We start from the raw sequence: 15,759 nt of genomic DNA, 5'->3' as shown, positions 1-15,759 counted from the left end.
GTTATTTAGAAGGGCGATTTTTATTTCTCATACTTACTACAATCAGTTCTTGTTTTTGATTAGGAAAATAACGGGCAGCGCAACGACATACATCAGCACACCGTACAAAGCAGCAGGCAGTGCTATAACTGGCAGTGTGCTCACACCCATGATGATAGGAGCTAAGGTAATAGCCGTCGTGCTATTTTGGATACTGGTTTCTATCGAGATGGTTTTGGTATCATACCAGCTGAGCTTTAGGACTCTAGAAATTAAGATGCTAATAGCAAATAAAATAGCAATGATAAAGATAAGCTCTAAACCAATTTGAGTGAACTGTGTTTGTAGTAGTTGCCAGTTAGAGGCAATAGCAGCGAAGACAATTAGTACAAAAAACACGCTGGCCAAGCCGTTTAGAAGACTGCTGCGACGTACCATAAAGTCAGTAAATTTGTGGCGAGCAAGCATACCAAGAGACACTGGCAATGTGGTTAATAAGAACATGACTAGGCCAATCTTTATCGCGCTAATAGAGTTCGCCTGATCTTTCATAAAATGATCAAAAGCCAACGTAATTAAGATAGGCAATGTAATGACCGATAGTATACTGACCACACCAGTCAACGCGATAGAGAGCGCGACATTTCCTTTGGCATAGTAGGTCAGCATGTTGCTAGTGACGCCGCCGGGGCAAAAACTAATCAGCATAATTCCAAAAGCAATCGCTGGTGGCGGAGCCGTCACTAACACGACTGCGAGCGCAACCAACGGTACCAACACAACTTGATTGATTAAGCCAACAAAAAACGCTTTTGGATATTTGGCAATGACCTTAAAATCACTCAGTTTTAGCCCTGCTCCTAGAGTGAACATAATGTAGGCAAGGGCTAGTGGCAGTAATGCTAGCGCGGTATTATTCATCAAACATTCCTTGTAAAACTAAAATGCCATATCAAGATGGCGTTTTGAAAGTAAATAGCAGCGGGGCAACCTTTGTCACTATACAGCTGCTCACATTCCATGTGTTTTGGTATTTAATCGTCTAGCTAATGAAGTGTCTTAACCACTAAGCTAGATCAAGCCTATCAAATGATAATAGCGGTATTACGCTCGTATAGTAACCCACTTGTCGTGACTATTGAGGTTGCTGTGCAGCTATCGGGAAATGATCAGGCAGTGACTAGGTAGTGATTGAACTGTTTATGGCTAATGAAAATTCGAGCATAATGATAAGCGCAATAAAAAGCCCACAAGATTCTGTGGGCTAAATACGCTAACTGTCTAGTCTGTTAATGCTGTACTAGTCGTCTAGTAAATCCATTTGCTTAGCGGCTTCATAGATACCGTTTGAGCGGTTACCTGTGCGGCAAAAAATCAGCATTGGCTGCTCAGCTTGATTAAAGAAATCTGCAAACGTTTCAACGTGAGTTTGATTCAGCTCATTACCTGCAAAAGAAATCTCTTTATAAGCAAGTCCAGCTTCTTTGGCTGCTGCTTCGATTTCGGCACTGGTTGGTTGATTTGGCTCTTCACCATCAGGACGGTTATTAATAATGGTTTTGAAACCATTTTCGGCAATCATAGGCACTTGGTCAGGCGTGATTTGTCCGGTAAAGCTAACTTCATGGCTCATAAGAGCTCCTTTTTTTATTGGTGTTGTTGGGTTTATAAAACGTGGTAGTTCGAGCTATGGTTGTTATAACAGACCTTGCATCAATGCGCTTTGGTAGAGTAGTTTGGCGCGTGCCCCAGTGCCACAAAACATTAATATAGGCTTGGGCATTGAGTGATAGAACTCGGCAAACTGCTCGACCGTCAGCATACTTAGGCGCTCATCATCAAACGGTAGATGATGATACGCTAGGTTTGCCTGTTCGGTAGCCGTTGCCAAATCACAGCTATTAGGCTGTGTTTCAATTTCGGCATCTGGCCGAATGTTAAGCACTGAGCGATAACCAAGCTCGGCAATCTTAACGCATTGGCTTGGGTATATTTGCTTATAAATCGTTAAATCATCGGTCATAAAATAGGTTCAGTTATATTTGTTAAAGTATATTTATTATTGATGGTTGGGCCAAGAATATCAAAGGACTAGAAATCAGCATTCTTTAGGCTGATTTCTAGGTTAATTGATTTCCTATTTAGTGCGTCTAGCATAACACAGGCACTATCATAGCGATATTGTGTTGTAGGCGACAATAGTAATTGAGGTTGACAGAAGTTAATGTCGCAGCGATTTCATTGTGGTCAAACTATAGATTATTTTAACGCATCTACAGCATCTAAAGTACTCAGATAGACTTGCCCTGATAGCTCGCTAATCAATGGGGTGTGACCGATGATGTCCATCACAGGACCTTTGATAAAGCTAAAGTGTAAGCGCTTGTTTTGTAACGCCAATTCGTGGTTTAAGGTACAAAGCATTTCTTGAGCGGTCAGATCTATATGGTTGACGGCGGCCATAATCAATATGATTTCATTGGCATCGGGATATTGCTGCATGGCATTGAGGATGCGTCGATGGACAGATTCACTATTACCAAAGAACAGGCTCTCATCGATACGCAACATCAATAAATTGCTAAAAGTTACGACGTCATGGCGATTGATATTACGAAAATGTCCTGTACCGCCCAATTGCCCAACGACAGCCACGTGCGGCTTACTCGACTGCCAGATGAGACTAGCGAATGACACCATTAAACCAATGACCAGACCTGTGTTGAGCCCGAATATAAGCACACCGACGAACGCGGCCAAAAAGCTAGCACCATCTAAGCGATCACGCTGCCATGCAGATTTCAACGTCGCAATATCTATCAGGCCAATGATAGAGGCCATGATAGTTGCGCCCAGTAGTGCATAGGGTAGTGGAGCAAGCGCATTGCTAAAGGCTATGAGTGCGGCAATCATTACCAGTACGGTGACGAGACTGGCAAGTGGTGTCTTCGCACCTGAATCGGCATTGATAGCCGTACGCGAAAAGCCACCCGCAACCGCAAAACTTTGGAACAGTCCACCAGACAGGTTGGCCAGCCCAAGTCCAGTCAGTTCACGATTGGCATCAAAGCTCTCGCCACGCAAGCGAGCATAAGTACTGGCGACTGAACTGCTCGACACAAATACGATCAGTGCCATCAGTCCTGCTGTCGGTAATAGCTTTAGCGCTTCTTGTAGGTCTGAGATATGCGGTAACGTAAAGCTCGGCAGCCCTTGTGGAATACGACCGATGGTCGCGACACCATATGTGCTCCAATGCAGTGCCATACTGAGTACAATAGCGACACCAAGTAAAATAAGCGGAAATAAGCGCTCTGCCCATTTGGCATACGACGATGATAGCCACGTCTGCCATATCCATTCACTTGCATAGCGATTGGCAACCAATAGCGCAAATGCGGTAATACCGATAGCTAAGGTTAATGGATGCAGCTGGCTGGCATAGCGTTGCATGGTAGATAGATACCCAATCAAACTATTGCCGGTGACTGGAATGTCGGTCAGATATTTGAGCTGACTGACAAATATAAGTACTGCTGCACCGCTGACAAACCCTGCAGACACACCGCGACTGATAAACTGCATGATCCAGCCAAGTTTTAACCGTCCTGCAATCCACAGCAGTGCACCTACCATTAGTGCCAATAGGCTGGCCATCAGTGCATACTGTTCAGTGCCTTGCTCGGCATAAGGCAGTAAGCCACTGGCGGTCATGATGGCGGTAATGGCAACAGGTCCTACGGCTTGCACGTTGCTAGAGCCGAGCCAAGCATAAACGAGGACAGGTACGATCGCTGCATATAGGCCATAGACAGGCGGCAGTCCTGCAAGCACCGCGTAACCTAGGCTCTGCGGTATGACCAACACGCCCACCACTATACCTGCGACGAGATCAGTCGGCAACGCTGAGAGCTGGTATTGACGCAGCCAAGCTGGAATCAGACGAGCGACGATAGAGGACATATCAATCACCACAGTAGATAGTACAAATAATTAGGCGAGAGCAGCGTTATTCTGCTTTGGCACAAAAACGTTGATACAGCAGATCGAGTACAGCTAGCGCATCTTCGCTTGCGATACTATAGTAAATTTGCTTACCTTCGCGGCGTGTGGCGACCAGCTCGTCTTTACGCAATATACCCAGTTGCTGCGATAAGCTCGGCTGTCCAACCCCGACCAAATCCTCAAGCTCACCGACACAATATTCACCTTGGGTCAATTGACAAAGAAGAAGTAGGCGATCAGGGTGCGATAGCGACTTTAATAGTTGGCTGGCTTGTAGCGATGCTTGCTGCATTTGCTTGGCAAGATCGGCAGGTACTAAATCTGCAGTATCAGATGACCCATCGTCAGTGGTACTGCGAGTAGGTGTACCTTCGGCTGAAATAGAAATAGTCAGAACAAATTCCTTACATTAGAGGGTAACAAATACCATGATGTTTTGAACAATATATAGTTGATTATCAATGATATCACGCCACATAGCAAGTTATCATTAATTACATTATATAAATTGATAAATTGTATGGTGGTTGTTATATTGGTGGCATCAGACAAGTCGTAGGAACGCATTATATACGACTGAATATCATACTTAAGGGTTAATTAAAGATAAAAATCCCTATGACCAAAATATGTATAAATAACTTATGTATAAATAATTAAAGAGGCCACCATGCAAGTTCATTCTTTTTTAGATAGCGATACAGAAACCTATACCCACGTACTTGCTGATACTGAGCAAAAATTATGCGCCATTGTCGATCCTGTATTGAACTTCGATGCTAAGTCAGGCCGAACCAATACCAGTAGTGTCGATGAAGTGATTGAGTTTGTACGTGAGCAGGATTGGACGCTCAAGTACATTATTGAAACTCATGCGCATGCAGATCATTTATCAGCGGCCATCCATGTAAAAGAAAGCCTTGGCGGACAGTTAGTCATCGGTCAGCATATCACCGAAGTACAAAAAATCTTTAAGCAAATTTTTAACTTTGACACTAGCTTCCGCACTGATGCCAGCCAGTTTGATATTTTGACAGACGAAGGCGAGACCTTAGAGCTTGGTAACATTACTATCACTGCGATGTATGTACCCGGTCATACGCGTGCCGATATGGCCTATCTAGCCGCTGATGATGAGAAAACAGTGGTATTCGTTGGGGATACGTTGTTTGCGCCTGATGTCGGTACAGCACGCTGCGATTTCCCTGGTGGAGATGCCAAAACGCTTTATCAGTCTATTCAAAAGCTGCTAGCACTTCCTGGAGATACGGTCATGTATCTGTGTCATGATTATCCAAGCAAAGGTCGTCAGCATTGTCCAACGACGACAGTAGCCGCACAAAAACTAGAAAATATCCACGTCAAAGACAGTATAAACGAAGCAGAGTTTGTACAGATGCGTGAGCGCCGTGATGCGACTTTAGATATGCCTCGCCTTATCATTCCTGCTGTACAAATCAATATTGATGCAGGACATTTCCCCGAGCCAGAAGACAATGGTACACGTTATCTAAAAGTACCGATCAATGTCCTTGGTGGATAAGTTAAACAGTTTAATAACTGAAGATCATTACCTGATGCAGCACTACGCAAGTATCGTATGATTGATATCTATAAGAATGCTAACCTGTAGACTGTCCGTTTTTAGATGCTATGTATGACCAACTGCAAGCGCTAAGGGCGGCAATAACTGGAGAGAGCAATGAACCCTTACGAGCGCTATGTGTTGCCAAAGATGATAGATATTGCCTGTAGTACGGGTAATGTAATGAAAGCACGTTCTAAAATTGTTCCGCAAGCGCTCGGTAAAGTACTGGAGATTGGCATTGGCAGCGGTCTGAATTTACAGTTTTATGATATTAATAAAGTCTCTTCTATTATTGGTGTGGATCCAGCGGCTCAAATGCAGTCGCTGGCTCGTGAGCGTGCGGCTGGCATTGGCATTCCGGTTGAAGTGATAGCTGTCGATGTACAAGGTATTCATGCTGATACAGATCAATTTGATACGATTGTAATGACTTTTACCTTGTGCAGTATTGATGACCCAGTAGCCGCGCTCCGAGAAATGGCGCGCGTGCTAAGACCTAGCGGTCGCTTACTATTTTGTGAGCATGGACTGGCACCAGATTTTTCTGTTGAGCGTTGGCAGCATCGATTGACACCTTTTTGGAAGCCTATAGCAGGTGGGTGTCATTTAGATCGCGATATTCCGGCGCTTATTAGAGAAGGTGGGTTTGCTATTGATGAGTTGAGCGAAGCGTATTTGCCTGGTCCACGACCGATGAGCTATGTGTATAGCGGTGTGGCACAGCAACTCGCATAAAGGATAAGCCCAATTAACTATGCTAAAATTATTTACCAATCAACGCGATGACGACTATAACTACAACAAGCAACGCAACTAGCCTTTAGATAAGAGCGTTCATGAACAGTATTTGAAATGACAAAATAATTAGAATAGGAATTAAATAATGAGTGAGCAAAATTTTCATCTAGTATGCCCACATTGCCAAGCAACCAACCGTGTACCTGCTGCACGATTAAGCGCTGCGCCAAAGTGCGGTAAATGTGGTCAGCCATTATTGACTGCCAGTCCGCATGAGCTTAATGCGCAAACAGTCAATAAGGTCATCCAAAAGAACGATGTGCTGACTATCGTGGATTTTTGGGCGAGTTGGTGTCAACCTTGCATCATGATGGCGCCAGAGTTCAAGAGCGCTGCTAGCCAATTACCGCAGGTGGTCTTCGCTAAGGTACAAACGGATAAATACGAGCAGGCAGCCGCTCCTTACAATATTCGCAGCTTACCAACGATGGTTGCTTTTAGAAATGGTAAAGAAGTTGCGCGACAGTCGGGCGCATTACCAAGTCATCAAATCATTCAGTGGGTACAAAGCTTACAGTCGTAGTACTAGTTATATAAGACTGCTTATCATCCAGGCTATTTATCCAAATACTTATGTTTTCTTACAGAAAACCGTAGCAATAAAAAAGCCAATACGCGATCTGCATATTGGCTTTTTTGCTATTTCATGTACTACTTTATGGTGTCATGTACTATCTTAGTCGTTTAGATAGCTTTGCACTTGCTTAAGCTTATTCACCATAAATCTTGATACCATTGGCAAAGCTACAACGCTGAATGCGTGCTGACTGGACAATTGCATCACGCTCACCGTAGAGACGTGATAATTTTGCATCACGTGCTTTGGTATTGTTGCTCTTGCCTAGACCAAAACTGATATTCGGCGAGATACCCCAGCGTCCTGCAGAGACACCAACACCGACGCCTGATGCCGATAGGGTAGATTGCTCGTTGCGAGCCGCTTCGACATAGCGGTTGACGCGAGTGTACTCTTGGCTAAGTGCTTGGCAATTATAATTTTGATAAGTACTTGGCGGTACATATTGCGGGGTGATGTTACCAGTAGAGGCACAGCCTGAGAGCGCAAAAATGCCAGCTAGTAGTGTCGCTGTCGTAAACGTTTTCATAATGGCTCCAGTGGCTAAGTGATTGTATTTATATCTATTTAAGATAGCAAAAATAGCGCAATTAAGATATTGAAAATCCATCGATGATGAAAAATTTTCGCATCATGTCATCAAAATATCGACAGCTTTCTAAAACGTTTGCTTATTAAAATAGAAAATCGCTTATTAAAATAAGTTTGCTGGCTTGGCAAAGGCAAGTATTACGATCCCGATATAGGCAACGGCAGCGATAAGGATACCTGTTTTTCTTTGCACAGGTGTCGCATCAACCTTAAACGCTTTAATGCTTGAGCTAATAGCAGCGATAAGTAAGATGATTTTGGCAAACACCCACTGTACAGGAGCATTGGCACCCATCAATTGCATTAGCATCATCGCACCTGACAGGATAAGCAGGGCATAGATAATATGTGTGGCTATTTTGACTGCTCGTGGTGCGCGTCTATCTGCGCTGAGTACTAAGTAGCTTTGATATAAAAATAGCGCAACAGTCAGCGCTGCCATCAGCATATGTAGATGTTTCATTGAATATTGCTCCCTCTAAAACTGCAGTATATAGGCTAATTTAAAATATGTAGTTGCGATTCAAACATCATCGGCTATTTGTTTTGACCAGCACATAAGGGACTCGCAGGACTTTGACCTTGCCATTCTGTCGGAGTATAGGCATGGATAGCGAGGGCATGTACTTGGCCGCCTTTCGAAGTGAGCAAAGGCGTGACTAAGCCATATATCAGCTGATGACGCCCGACCAGTCTTTTGCCTTCAAATGCATCGCTAACGATAGTGAGCTTAAAGTGGCTTTCCTTACCTTCAAAGTAACCGGCATGCGACATCGACTCATTGATCAGTTCGATATGCTGCGGCGCAAGTGCTTGTAATTCGGTATGAAGTGTGTCGGCAGTAGGTGTGGTACTCATAACAATCCTTCAATGTATTTTGCGCAATTTGATTGAGCAATCTGCAAATAATATTTATCAGCATTATAACAGACACGGTAGGCGGGATAGAGTGCGATTGCCAAATCGAACAATTGCAAACCCTGCTGATTACAATGCTTATCAACTGCAATGCTTATCAATGATAAAGCCTGTAATGTCTGGCTATAACTAAAAAAGCAAAGCACAACGCTTTGGCTGCACTTTGCTTCTATGATATTTAAACAGGCACTGCTAAAACCTAAAAGTAGCTAATTAGCTACTTATTAGCGGCGCGACTGTTGATATAGAGGCGTAACTTTTGGCATCAATGACTGTAACTCTGCGATACGGCTGCTGCTCGTTGGGTGAGTGCTAAGGAATTGTGGTGGCTCACCTTGGCTTGCTTTTTGCATTTTTTGCCAAAGCGTAACAGCCGCCTGAGGGTTATAACCTGCACGTGCCATCAGCTCAAGACCGATCTGATCAGCTTCGCTTTCTTGAGTGCGACTGTGGGGTAGGCTCAAGCCTAAATTACCCGCAGTACCAGCTAACTCAGCCTGTCCTTGTGATAAGCCAAATATACTAGCAGCCAGACCAATACCAGTTTGGGTTGCATACTCGCGTGACAGACGCTCGCGTGAATGCTCACGTAGTGCATGAGAGATTTCATGACCCATGATGGCAGCAATCTCATCATCAGTGAGGTTCAAACGATCGATGATGCCTGAATAAAACATAATCTTACCACCCGGCACCACAAAGGCATTCAAATCGTTAGACTTGATGGTGTGTACTTCCCATTGCCATTTGGCTGCATCTGCGCGGTAGACGCCAACTTGACCAACCAAACGGTTCGCAATATTTTTTAAGCGGTTTAGCTGAGCGGTATTGGTATCTAGCACACCTTTTGATTTTGCGTCTTGTATTGTTTTGGCATAGCTTTGGGCAGATAGCGCCAATACTTGCTCACTAGACACTAATAGTAACTGCTGACGATCAACACCAACTGCGCCAGAATTGGTAGTGCTGGTACAACCAGTTAAAGTCAGTGCTGACAACGAAGCGGCCATCACTGTCGTGGTTAATAACTTCTTCATAAAAATATCCTCTCTATAAGATGGAAAAACGTAAAGTCAAACAAGTTGAAAAATAGTGCAGCAAATGTTGGAGCCGTATTTATTGATCTTTTAGTAGTGCTCATCCATCCGCTTAAACAGTAAAAGTTTACCTTAACTGCCATTGGACATAAGTATAATAATGTTAACCACCTAAAACCAAGATAGGAAAAGTAACAATAAAGCGTATGATTGTAAGTGCGATATGTTTTTACTAGAGTGAAAATAGTGCGTTTTTCTTTTATCGATTTTCTTATGACCGTTATAAAGCTAAGGGAAGTAGATCTCAGACTTAAAGTTCTATAATTAATGTGAAATATTTTTTATTTAGCTAAAATTAATTCTTGTTTTTAAATCAATTGCTTATGTTGATTTATCTAATAAAAAGGGCATTTAGCTAAAAATATTAAAAATAAATTCTAAAAAAGGTGTTGACACCCACAGAATATTTGCTAAAATAGCCAGCCTATCGAGACGGAGTAGTTGTTAACAACGCTACGGATTGATACTAAGCGGGAATAGCTCAGTGGTAGAGCATAACCTTGCCAAGGTTGGGGTCGAGAGTTCGAATCTCTTTTCCCGCTCCAAATATGGCTTGAAAAAGCGCAAAAAGCCTCACTTCACAGTGAGGCTTTTTTTTATGTGTAAAATCTGTCCTAAGTTAGATGATAGCGAGAACATAGAAAGCAAAAACTAAAGCTAACTAGAAGCAAGACAGGGTCTAGCCATAATAAATACTGAAGAATTGACGCATAACTTAAATATTTGAGAAAATTAAACCTATAGCAACATAAGGGCATCCAATGCCACCAAAACCGCTCACATTAATCAGTGCCAAACTCGCCTTTATCATATCCGCCATCGTCATCGGTATCATGGGTATCACCATGATTGGTTTTGGCTGGGTGCCTCATCTATCTCTTATCTTGGCTATCTGTGTGCTACTGGCTATCGGTATGTATAAAGGTCTCAGCTTTGATGACATGCAAGCGCAAATGGCCTCAGGTGTCATGCGCGGTATTGGTGCTATCTATTTGTTCTTCTTCATTGGACTGATGGTTGCGGCTCTAATGATGTCAGGAGCGATTCCTACACTGATGTATGTAGGCTTTCAGCTGATCTCACCTGAGTACTATTATATCTCTGCCTTTATCTTAACCTCTATTATTGGTATTGCTTTGGGTAGTAGTTTGACGACTGCAGCGACTTTGGGCGTGGCGTTTATTGGTATGAGTAATGCGTTTGATGCCAATGTGGCAATAGCAGCAGGGGCGGTAGTATCAGGCGCCTTCTTTGGCGATAAGATGTCGCCATTGTCCGATACTTGTACGATTGCGTCCTCTGTCGTCGGTATTGATCTGTTTGAGCATATTCGTAATATGATGTATACGACAGTACCGGCATGGATATTGACGGTTATCTTGTTTTGGATGTTCTCAGGACAGACGACCAGTGCTGATCTGAGTCAAGTGACTATATTGCAAGGTCAGCTCATCAACAGTGGTTTGGTACATGGATATTCGGTACTGCCGTTTGTGATATTAGTCGGACTAGCACTGTTTCGGGTTAATGCGATTTATACGATTATCTGTACCATTGCCGCGGCACTGATCATTACTTATGTACATAGCTCACCAAGCTTTGGTCAACTGGGCGGCTATCTGTTTGCAGGCTATGCTCCTGCTGAGTCATTAGAGCTGGGTGAGGTAGGCGGTATGCTGTCGCGTGGCGGTGTACAGAGTATGTTCTTTACCCAGGCGATTGTGATACTGGCATTAAGCTTAGGTGGTCTGTTAACGGCATTAGGGATTCTGCCAGCACTACTATCTGGTATTAAGGATACATTGACGACTTCAGGACGAGCGATATTTGCGGCAGCGATGTCGGCACTGAGCATTAACGTGCTGATTGGTGAGCAGTATTTGAGTATTCTATTATCAGGTACGGCATTTCGGTCGACGTTTGAGCGTCTACATTTACATCCAAAGAATTTGTCGCGGACGATTGAGGATGCAGGAACGGTGATTAATCCATTAGTGCCTTGGAGTGTGTGCGGGGTGTTTATCAGTCAGACGTTAGGGGTGCCGGTATTAGACTACTTGCCTTATGCGTTCTTTTGTTATTTATCACTATTGTTGACGATATTATTCGGCTTCACTGGGGTGACGATTAGTAGAGTGAAAGAGGGGACGGCGACCAAAAATCAATAGCAATTGATATCGTTAGGGATAATAAGAGTATTGATTAATATTGATCCCAGTACGGGTTGTCACCGAATTGCTCTGCAATAAAATCAATCAAGTAGCGACAACGCTGCGACAAAAAACGATTTTTTGGATAAACAGCATAAGCGGTTAGGGTTGGCAGTTGATAGTGTTGGAAGACAGGTACAAGCTCGCCCAGCGCCAGTTGTTTATAAGCTATAAAGGTTGGCACAAAAGTAATCCCATGGCCCTTGACTGCCAAATCCACTAAGAACTCACCATTGGTGGCTTTGATTTTGGCATCTATCGTACGATGATGACTTCTGCCTTCAGTATCCACCAAGTTTATACTATTGGTTTGACCGAGACTGTATTGCAATAGCGCATGGTTGTCTAAATCATCTAGCGTCTCAGGCATGCCCATTCTTGCCAAATAATCGGGACTGGCGCAAATCACACAACGAATCAATGCTAACTTTTTTGCTTGATAGCTAGAATCTTGTAGCTTTCCGATTCGAATGGCCAACTCATAGCCTTCTTCAATCAAATCGATACGTCGGTCAGAAAAATCCAGATCGAATCTCAGATTGGGATGTTTATTGGCGTATTTATCAATCACATCGTTCAAATGCATGAGTCCAAAGGACAACGGCGCTGTCATTTTTAGCGTACCTTCAATACGCATAGGAGCGTCAGTAGTATGCTCATTGACAGCGTCAACCGCACGCAAGATATGGTTCACTTGCTGATAATATTGCTCACCAGCTTGCGTCAATTTAGATTGGCGGGTAGTACGGCTGATTAATTGACTGCCTAAACGCTCTTCCAATTCTTTGAGTCGGCGACTGACGGCTGATTTTGCAATATCTAACTGCTCAGCAGCTTTGGTAATACTACCTGCCTCAACAATGCGTACAAACATCGCCATGTCTTCTAATTGACCCATTATCGATGCCTCATGATTGTTCTTACACCAAGAACTTATATTTGTGATTATTGCTGTTTGTCCCATGCTAGTCAACGCCTATAATCGCGCTATTCTCTACTTAAAGACATGATTAAACACACTTTTGCAGCATCATTATGGACAAATTACAGCAATTTAGCGCGCCGCTCGGCCGTCTATTATTGTCAATCATTTTCATCTTTGCAGGCATTGGTAAAATCACAGATTATGCGACTACTCAAGGCTATATGGAATCAGTAGGTGTGCCTGGTATGTTACTACCATTGGTAATCGCGTTTGAGGTATTAGGTGGTATCGCTATCTTGCTAGGTTATAAAGCTCGCCCAATTGCTTTCTTGTTTGCCGGGTTTAGCATCGTGTCAGCCATTATTTTTCATCAGTTCTGGACTGACGAATCACAGATGATCTCATTTATGAAAAATATTTCAATCGCAGGTGGGTTTTTAATGATTTTTGCTCATGGTGCGGGTGCTTACTCAATAGATAATAAGCGATAAACAATCAGTAGCTGAGTTACCTCTTATACGCTTACGAAGAACAATTATAAAGAGGTAGTTTAAATAAAGAGCGTCATGAACATTTTCACAGAAAATCTCAACAGCAGACAATTTTTTATATAAGCATAACTTAAAGTAATTTATACAAAGTTAGCTGTGCTAATATATGTAAAAAATCTGTATTACGTTAAAATTGCTCTGATTGTTCTACAAAACAGAATAGTTAATTGCATTTAGCGTTGTTTATCTATGTAGAATTAGTAATTATAATAAGTCCATTGTTTAAATAGATTAATCGATAATAAGTATATAGAGGATTAATCTGTTGATAGCTAAGGACGAATTATGAAAACAATCTATCATGCAGCAGACTCACGTGGCGATGCCAATCATGGCTGGCTTAAAAGCAGACATACTTTTAGCTTTGCCAATTACCATAATCCTGAGCGTATGGGCTTTGGTGCATTACGCGTTATTAATGATGATTTTGTCATTGGCGGTCAGGGATTCGATAAGCACTCGCACCGAAACATGGAGATTATCAGTATTCCTCTATCCGGCAAGCTCGCTCATGGCGACAGTATCGGCAACGAGGGCGTCATAGAAACTGGCGAAATTCAAGTAATGTCAGCGGGTACAGGCATTACCCATAGTGAAATGAACGGTGACGATGCAGAGGCTGTGAGGTTTTTGCAAATTTGGGTGAAACCAAACAAAATGGATGTCGCACCGCGTTATCAGCAAGTGCATATGGGCGATATCATGCGACCTAACGAGTTTAGCCAAGTGCTATCGCCTAATGCTGATGATGCAGGGGTTTGGATTCATCAAGATGCTTGGTTTAGCATGGGTGATTTTGACGAAGATATATCGCAAACTTATCAGTTAAATAATCCTAACAACGGTGTCTACGTGTTTGTCATCAGTGGTGAGGTCGTGATAAATGGCCAAGTCCTGTTTACTCGTGACGGCCTTTGCATTTGGGATACTCAGAGCTTTACGATGGACGCAACAGTAGCTAGCCGTGTGCTAGTGATGGAAGTACCGCTATTTATGTAGTCATCGGATAGCAAAGTGCTTTATCAATTAAAGTACTCATACCAATAAATATTAACGTTAAAAATTACTCTTATTAATAACTATTTTACTAACAACGTGGAGAAACACTATGTCAGATTTAACAACATTACATCAGCTAGCAGAGAAACGTCGTTCTATCTATGCGCTAAGCAACCAGCTACCAGTAGCTAATGATGAAATCGTAAAAATAGTTGAGCATGCTATTTTGCACACGCCATCGTCGTTTAACTCGCAATCTACGCGTATCGTTGTATTGTTCGGCGATGATCATCGTAAGTTGTGGGATATGACCGAAGATACGTTACGTGAAATCGTTGGTGACGAAGAGAAGTTCAAATCGACCAAAGAGCGTGTCAATGGTTTCCGTAATGGTGCTGGTACGGTGCTGTTCTTTGAAGATCAAGCAGTCGTCAGAGGCATGCAAGAAGCAGCGCCACTATATGCTGACAACTTCCCAATCTGGGCAAGTCAAACCAGCGCCATGCATCAGTATGTTATCTGGACGGCACTAGCCAGTATCGATGTTGGCGCAAACTTACAGCACTACAATCCAGTAATCGATCAAAAAGTAGCTAGTGCTTGGGATATCGACAAAGACTGGACGCTAAATGCACAATTGGTATTTGGAACAATTGAGCAGCCAGCGGGCGAAAAAGCATTTAAGCCAGTCGAAGAGCGTATGAAAGTTTTTGGTGCATAAGATAGGGTAGTCTATTCTATATAGCCCTAAAAGCTTATGTAAAACAAAAAGCGCCACTCAGTAATCTCTGGGTGGCGCTTTTTCATTGGTGATATTATTTTGTTAAGGGTAAAAGTTGTAGAGGTTGTTGAGTAGTCTAAAGCTAAAATGAATTCCTGCAGAGATTGACGACTATTTACGCTGCATCAAACTATTAGCCACCCATGCTGGACCGATTAACAAAAACTGTAAATCCTTAAAGAAAGAAGGTTTTTTGCCTTCGATCTTATGACCGATGAACTGGCCAATCCAAGCAACTATAAATACCGCCGCCCATGCTTTAAAGCCCCATGGCATCGCTGCCATCACTGACAGACAAATAAGAATAAATATCCCCATCGCTAAAAACAGTGGCGTAGATAAGCGCATATAAAACAGTAATACCAATGCGCTTAGTACCAAGGTAAACCATACGGATAGCGACATACCCATACCTAACAGGCTGACAAAGATAGTTGGCACACATAGCCAATGGATTTTTTTATTGACCAAGTTTTGATGACTGACAGAGTACTCACTAAGCCATTGCTCTAGCGTACGTTTGGACATTTTTGGTTGACGAGACATACTAACCTCCCTGTTAGTAAATAAAATAAGTAACTTATACTCGCTAATGGACTCGCTACTGATCTCAGTATGAATACGATTGTTAATATCAGTTGTAGCACTAATTGCGCCTGTCTACCACGTTATCTGATAGACGGCACAGTCAAGTTCACTCGTACTATTGATACTATATCAGCAAGATTTTATTCAAACTT

18 protein-coding genes and 1 tRNA gene are annotated in these 15,759 nt (G+C 42.8%); 8 read left to right on the top strand and 11 right to left on the bottom strand.

The window, feature by feature from the left end; translation table 11 throughout:
- Positions 1 to 42 precede the first annotated feature (42 nt).
- From ACQKCP_RS10420 to ACQKCP_RS10400, 5 genes are all read right to left on the bottom strand, one after another.
- Positions 43 to 900, bottom strand: coding sequence for a bile acid:sodium symporter family protein (locus ACQKCP_RS10420; protein ID WP_427567007.1), 858 nt, complete (start codon positions 898 to 900; stop codon positions 43 to 45).
- 379 nt (positions 901 to 1,279) lie between these two features.
- Positions 1,280 to 1,612, bottom strand: a complete 333-nt coding sequence (locus ACQKCP_RS10415; RefSeq protein ID WP_057761521.1) for a TIGR01244 family sulfur transferase — start codon at positions 1,610 to 1,612, stop codon at positions 1,280 to 1,282.
- Between the two features lie 63 nt (positions 1,613 to 1,675).
- A complete protein-coding gene (locus ACQKCP_RS10410) occupies positions 1,676 to 2,002 on the bottom strand; it encodes a beta-lactamase hydrolase domain-containing protein (protein WP_427612269.1) in 327 nt (108 codons plus the stop codon).
- 236 nt (positions 2,003 to 2,238) lie between these two features.
- Positions 2,239 to 3,942, bottom strand: a complete 1,704-nt coding sequence (locus ACQKCP_RS10405; RefSeq protein WP_427612268.1) for a SulP family inorganic anion transporter — start codon at positions 3,940 to 3,942, stop codon at positions 2,239 to 2,241.
- A gap of 46 nt (positions 3,943 to 3,988) precedes the next feature.
- Positions 3,989 to 4,276 (bottom strand): ArsR/SmtB family transcription factor, encoded by a 288-nt coding sequence (locus ACQKCP_RS10400; RefSeq protein WP_057761516.1) that lies wholly within the window; start codon positions 4,274 to 4,276, stop codon positions 3,989 to 3,991.
- Between the two features lie 378 nt (positions 4,277 to 4,654).
- Between ACQKCP_RS10400 and ACQKCP_RS10395 the strand changes: the two genes are divergently transcribed.
- From ACQKCP_RS10395 to trxC, 3 genes are all read left to right on the top strand, one after another.
- Complete coding sequence (locus ACQKCP_RS10395; protein ID WP_427612267.1) at positions 4,655 to 5,527, top strand: MBL fold metallo-hydrolase; 873 nt, start codon at positions 4,655 to 4,657, stop codon at positions 5,525 to 5,527.
- Positions 5,528 to 5,686: 159 nt separating this feature from the next.
- Entirely contained in the window at positions 5,687 to 6,307 is a 621-nt protein-coding gene (locus tag ACQKCP_RS10390) for a class I SAM-dependent methyltransferase (protein ID WP_427612266.1), read from the top strand.
- Between the two features lie 148 nt (positions 6,308 to 6,455).
- Entirely contained in the window at positions 6,456 to 6,893 is a 438-nt protein-coding gene (gene trxC, locus ACQKCP_RS10385; protein ID WP_427612265.1) for a thioredoxin TrxC, read from the top strand.
- Positions 6,894 to 7,080: 187 nt separating this feature from the next.
- Here the strand turns inward: trxC and ACQKCP_RS10380 are convergent, their stop codons facing one another.
- The 4 genes from ACQKCP_RS10380 to ACQKCP_RS10365 form a co-directional block, all read right to left on the bottom strand.
- A complete protein-coding gene (locus tag ACQKCP_RS10380; protein WP_057761508.1) occupies positions 7,081 to 7,476 on the bottom strand; it encodes a hypothetical protein in 396 nt (131 codons plus the stop codon).
- Between the two features lie 165 nt (positions 7,477 to 7,641).
- Entirely contained in the window at positions 7,642 to 8,001 is a 360-nt protein-coding gene (locus ACQKCP_RS10375) for a SirB2 family protein (protein WP_057761505.1), read from the bottom strand.
- A 74-nt stretch (positions 8,002 to 8,075) separates the two neighbouring features.
- The gene (locus ACQKCP_RS10370; RefSeq protein ID WP_427612264.1) at positions 8,076 to 8,396 is read right to left on the bottom strand and encodes a BolA family protein; all 321 of its coding nucleotides are present in this window, start codon (positions 8,394 to 8,396) and stop codon (positions 8,076 to 8,078) included.
- Positions 8,397 to 8,680: 284 nt separating this feature from the next.
- On the bottom strand, positions 8,681 to 9,493 hold the full coding sequence (locus ACQKCP_RS10365) for a M48 family metallopeptidase (RefSeq protein WP_057761502.1): 813 nt from the start codon (positions 9,491 to 9,493) through the stop codon (positions 8,681 to 8,683).
- 530 nt (positions 9,494 to 10,023) lie between these two features.
- Between ACQKCP_RS10365 and ACQKCP_RS10360 the strand changes: the two genes are divergently transcribed.
- Together ACQKCP_RS10360 and nhaC are read left to right on the top strand one after the other, a co-directional pair.
- Positions 10,024 to 10,098, top strand: a tRNA-Gly gene (locus tag ACQKCP_RS10360).
- A gap of 216 nt (positions 10,099 to 10,314) precedes the next feature.
- Positions 10,315 to 11,721: a Na+/H+ antiporter NhaC gene (nhaC, locus tag ACQKCP_RS10355; RefSeq protein ID WP_427612263.1), complete on the top strand. Its 1,407-nt coding sequence runs from the start codon at positions 10,315 to 10,317 to the stop codon at positions 11,719 to 11,721.
- A gap of 34 nt (positions 11,722 to 11,755) precedes the next feature.
- Here nhaC and ACQKCP_RS10350 read toward each other — a convergent pair whose 3' ends face one another.
- Positions 11,756 to 12,661, bottom strand: coding sequence for a LysR family transcriptional regulator (locus ACQKCP_RS10350; protein WP_427612262.1), 906 nt, complete (start codon positions 12,659 to 12,661; stop codon positions 11,756 to 11,758).
- Between the two features lie 137 nt (positions 12,662 to 12,798).
- On the opposite strand from ACQKCP_RS10350, the gene ACQKCP_RS10345 reads away from it, so the two are divergent.
- From ACQKCP_RS10345 to ACQKCP_RS10335, 3 genes are all read left to right on the top strand, one after another.
- Positions 12,799 to 13,179: a DoxX family protein gene (locus ACQKCP_RS10345; RefSeq protein ID WP_057761496.1), complete on the top strand. Its 381-nt coding sequence runs from the start codon at positions 12,799 to 12,801 to the stop codon at positions 13,177 to 13,179.
- 345 nt (positions 13,180 to 13,524) lie between these two features.
- Complete coding sequence (locus tag ACQKCP_RS10340; protein ID WP_427612261.1) at positions 13,525 to 14,238, top strand: pirin family protein; 714 nt, start codon at positions 13,525 to 13,527, stop codon at positions 14,236 to 14,238.
- Positions 14,239 to 14,347: 109 nt separating this feature from the next.
- On the top strand, positions 14,348 to 14,959 hold the full coding sequence (locus tag ACQKCP_RS10335) for a nitroreductase family protein (RefSeq protein ID WP_427612260.1): 612 nt from the start codon (positions 14,348 to 14,350) through the stop codon (positions 14,957 to 14,959).
- A 171-nt stretch (positions 14,960 to 15,130) separates the two neighbouring features.
- On the opposite strand, the gene ACQKCP_RS10330 is transcribed toward ACQKCP_RS10335, so the two are convergent.
- On the bottom strand, positions 15,131 to 15,565 hold the full coding sequence (locus ACQKCP_RS10330; RefSeq protein ID WP_427612259.1) for a DUF962 domain-containing protein: 435 nt from the start codon (positions 15,563 to 15,565) through the stop codon (positions 15,131 to 15,133).
- Positions 15,566 to 15,759: the final 194 nt, after the last annotated feature.

The sequence above is a fragment of the Psychrobacter sp. NPDC078631 genome (genome assembly GCF_050268165.1).
Lineage (GTDB): Bacteria > Pseudomonadota > Gammaproteobacteria > Pseudomonadales > Moraxellaceae > Psychrobacter.
This window is presented reverse-complemented; position numbering and strand designations above follow the sequence as displayed.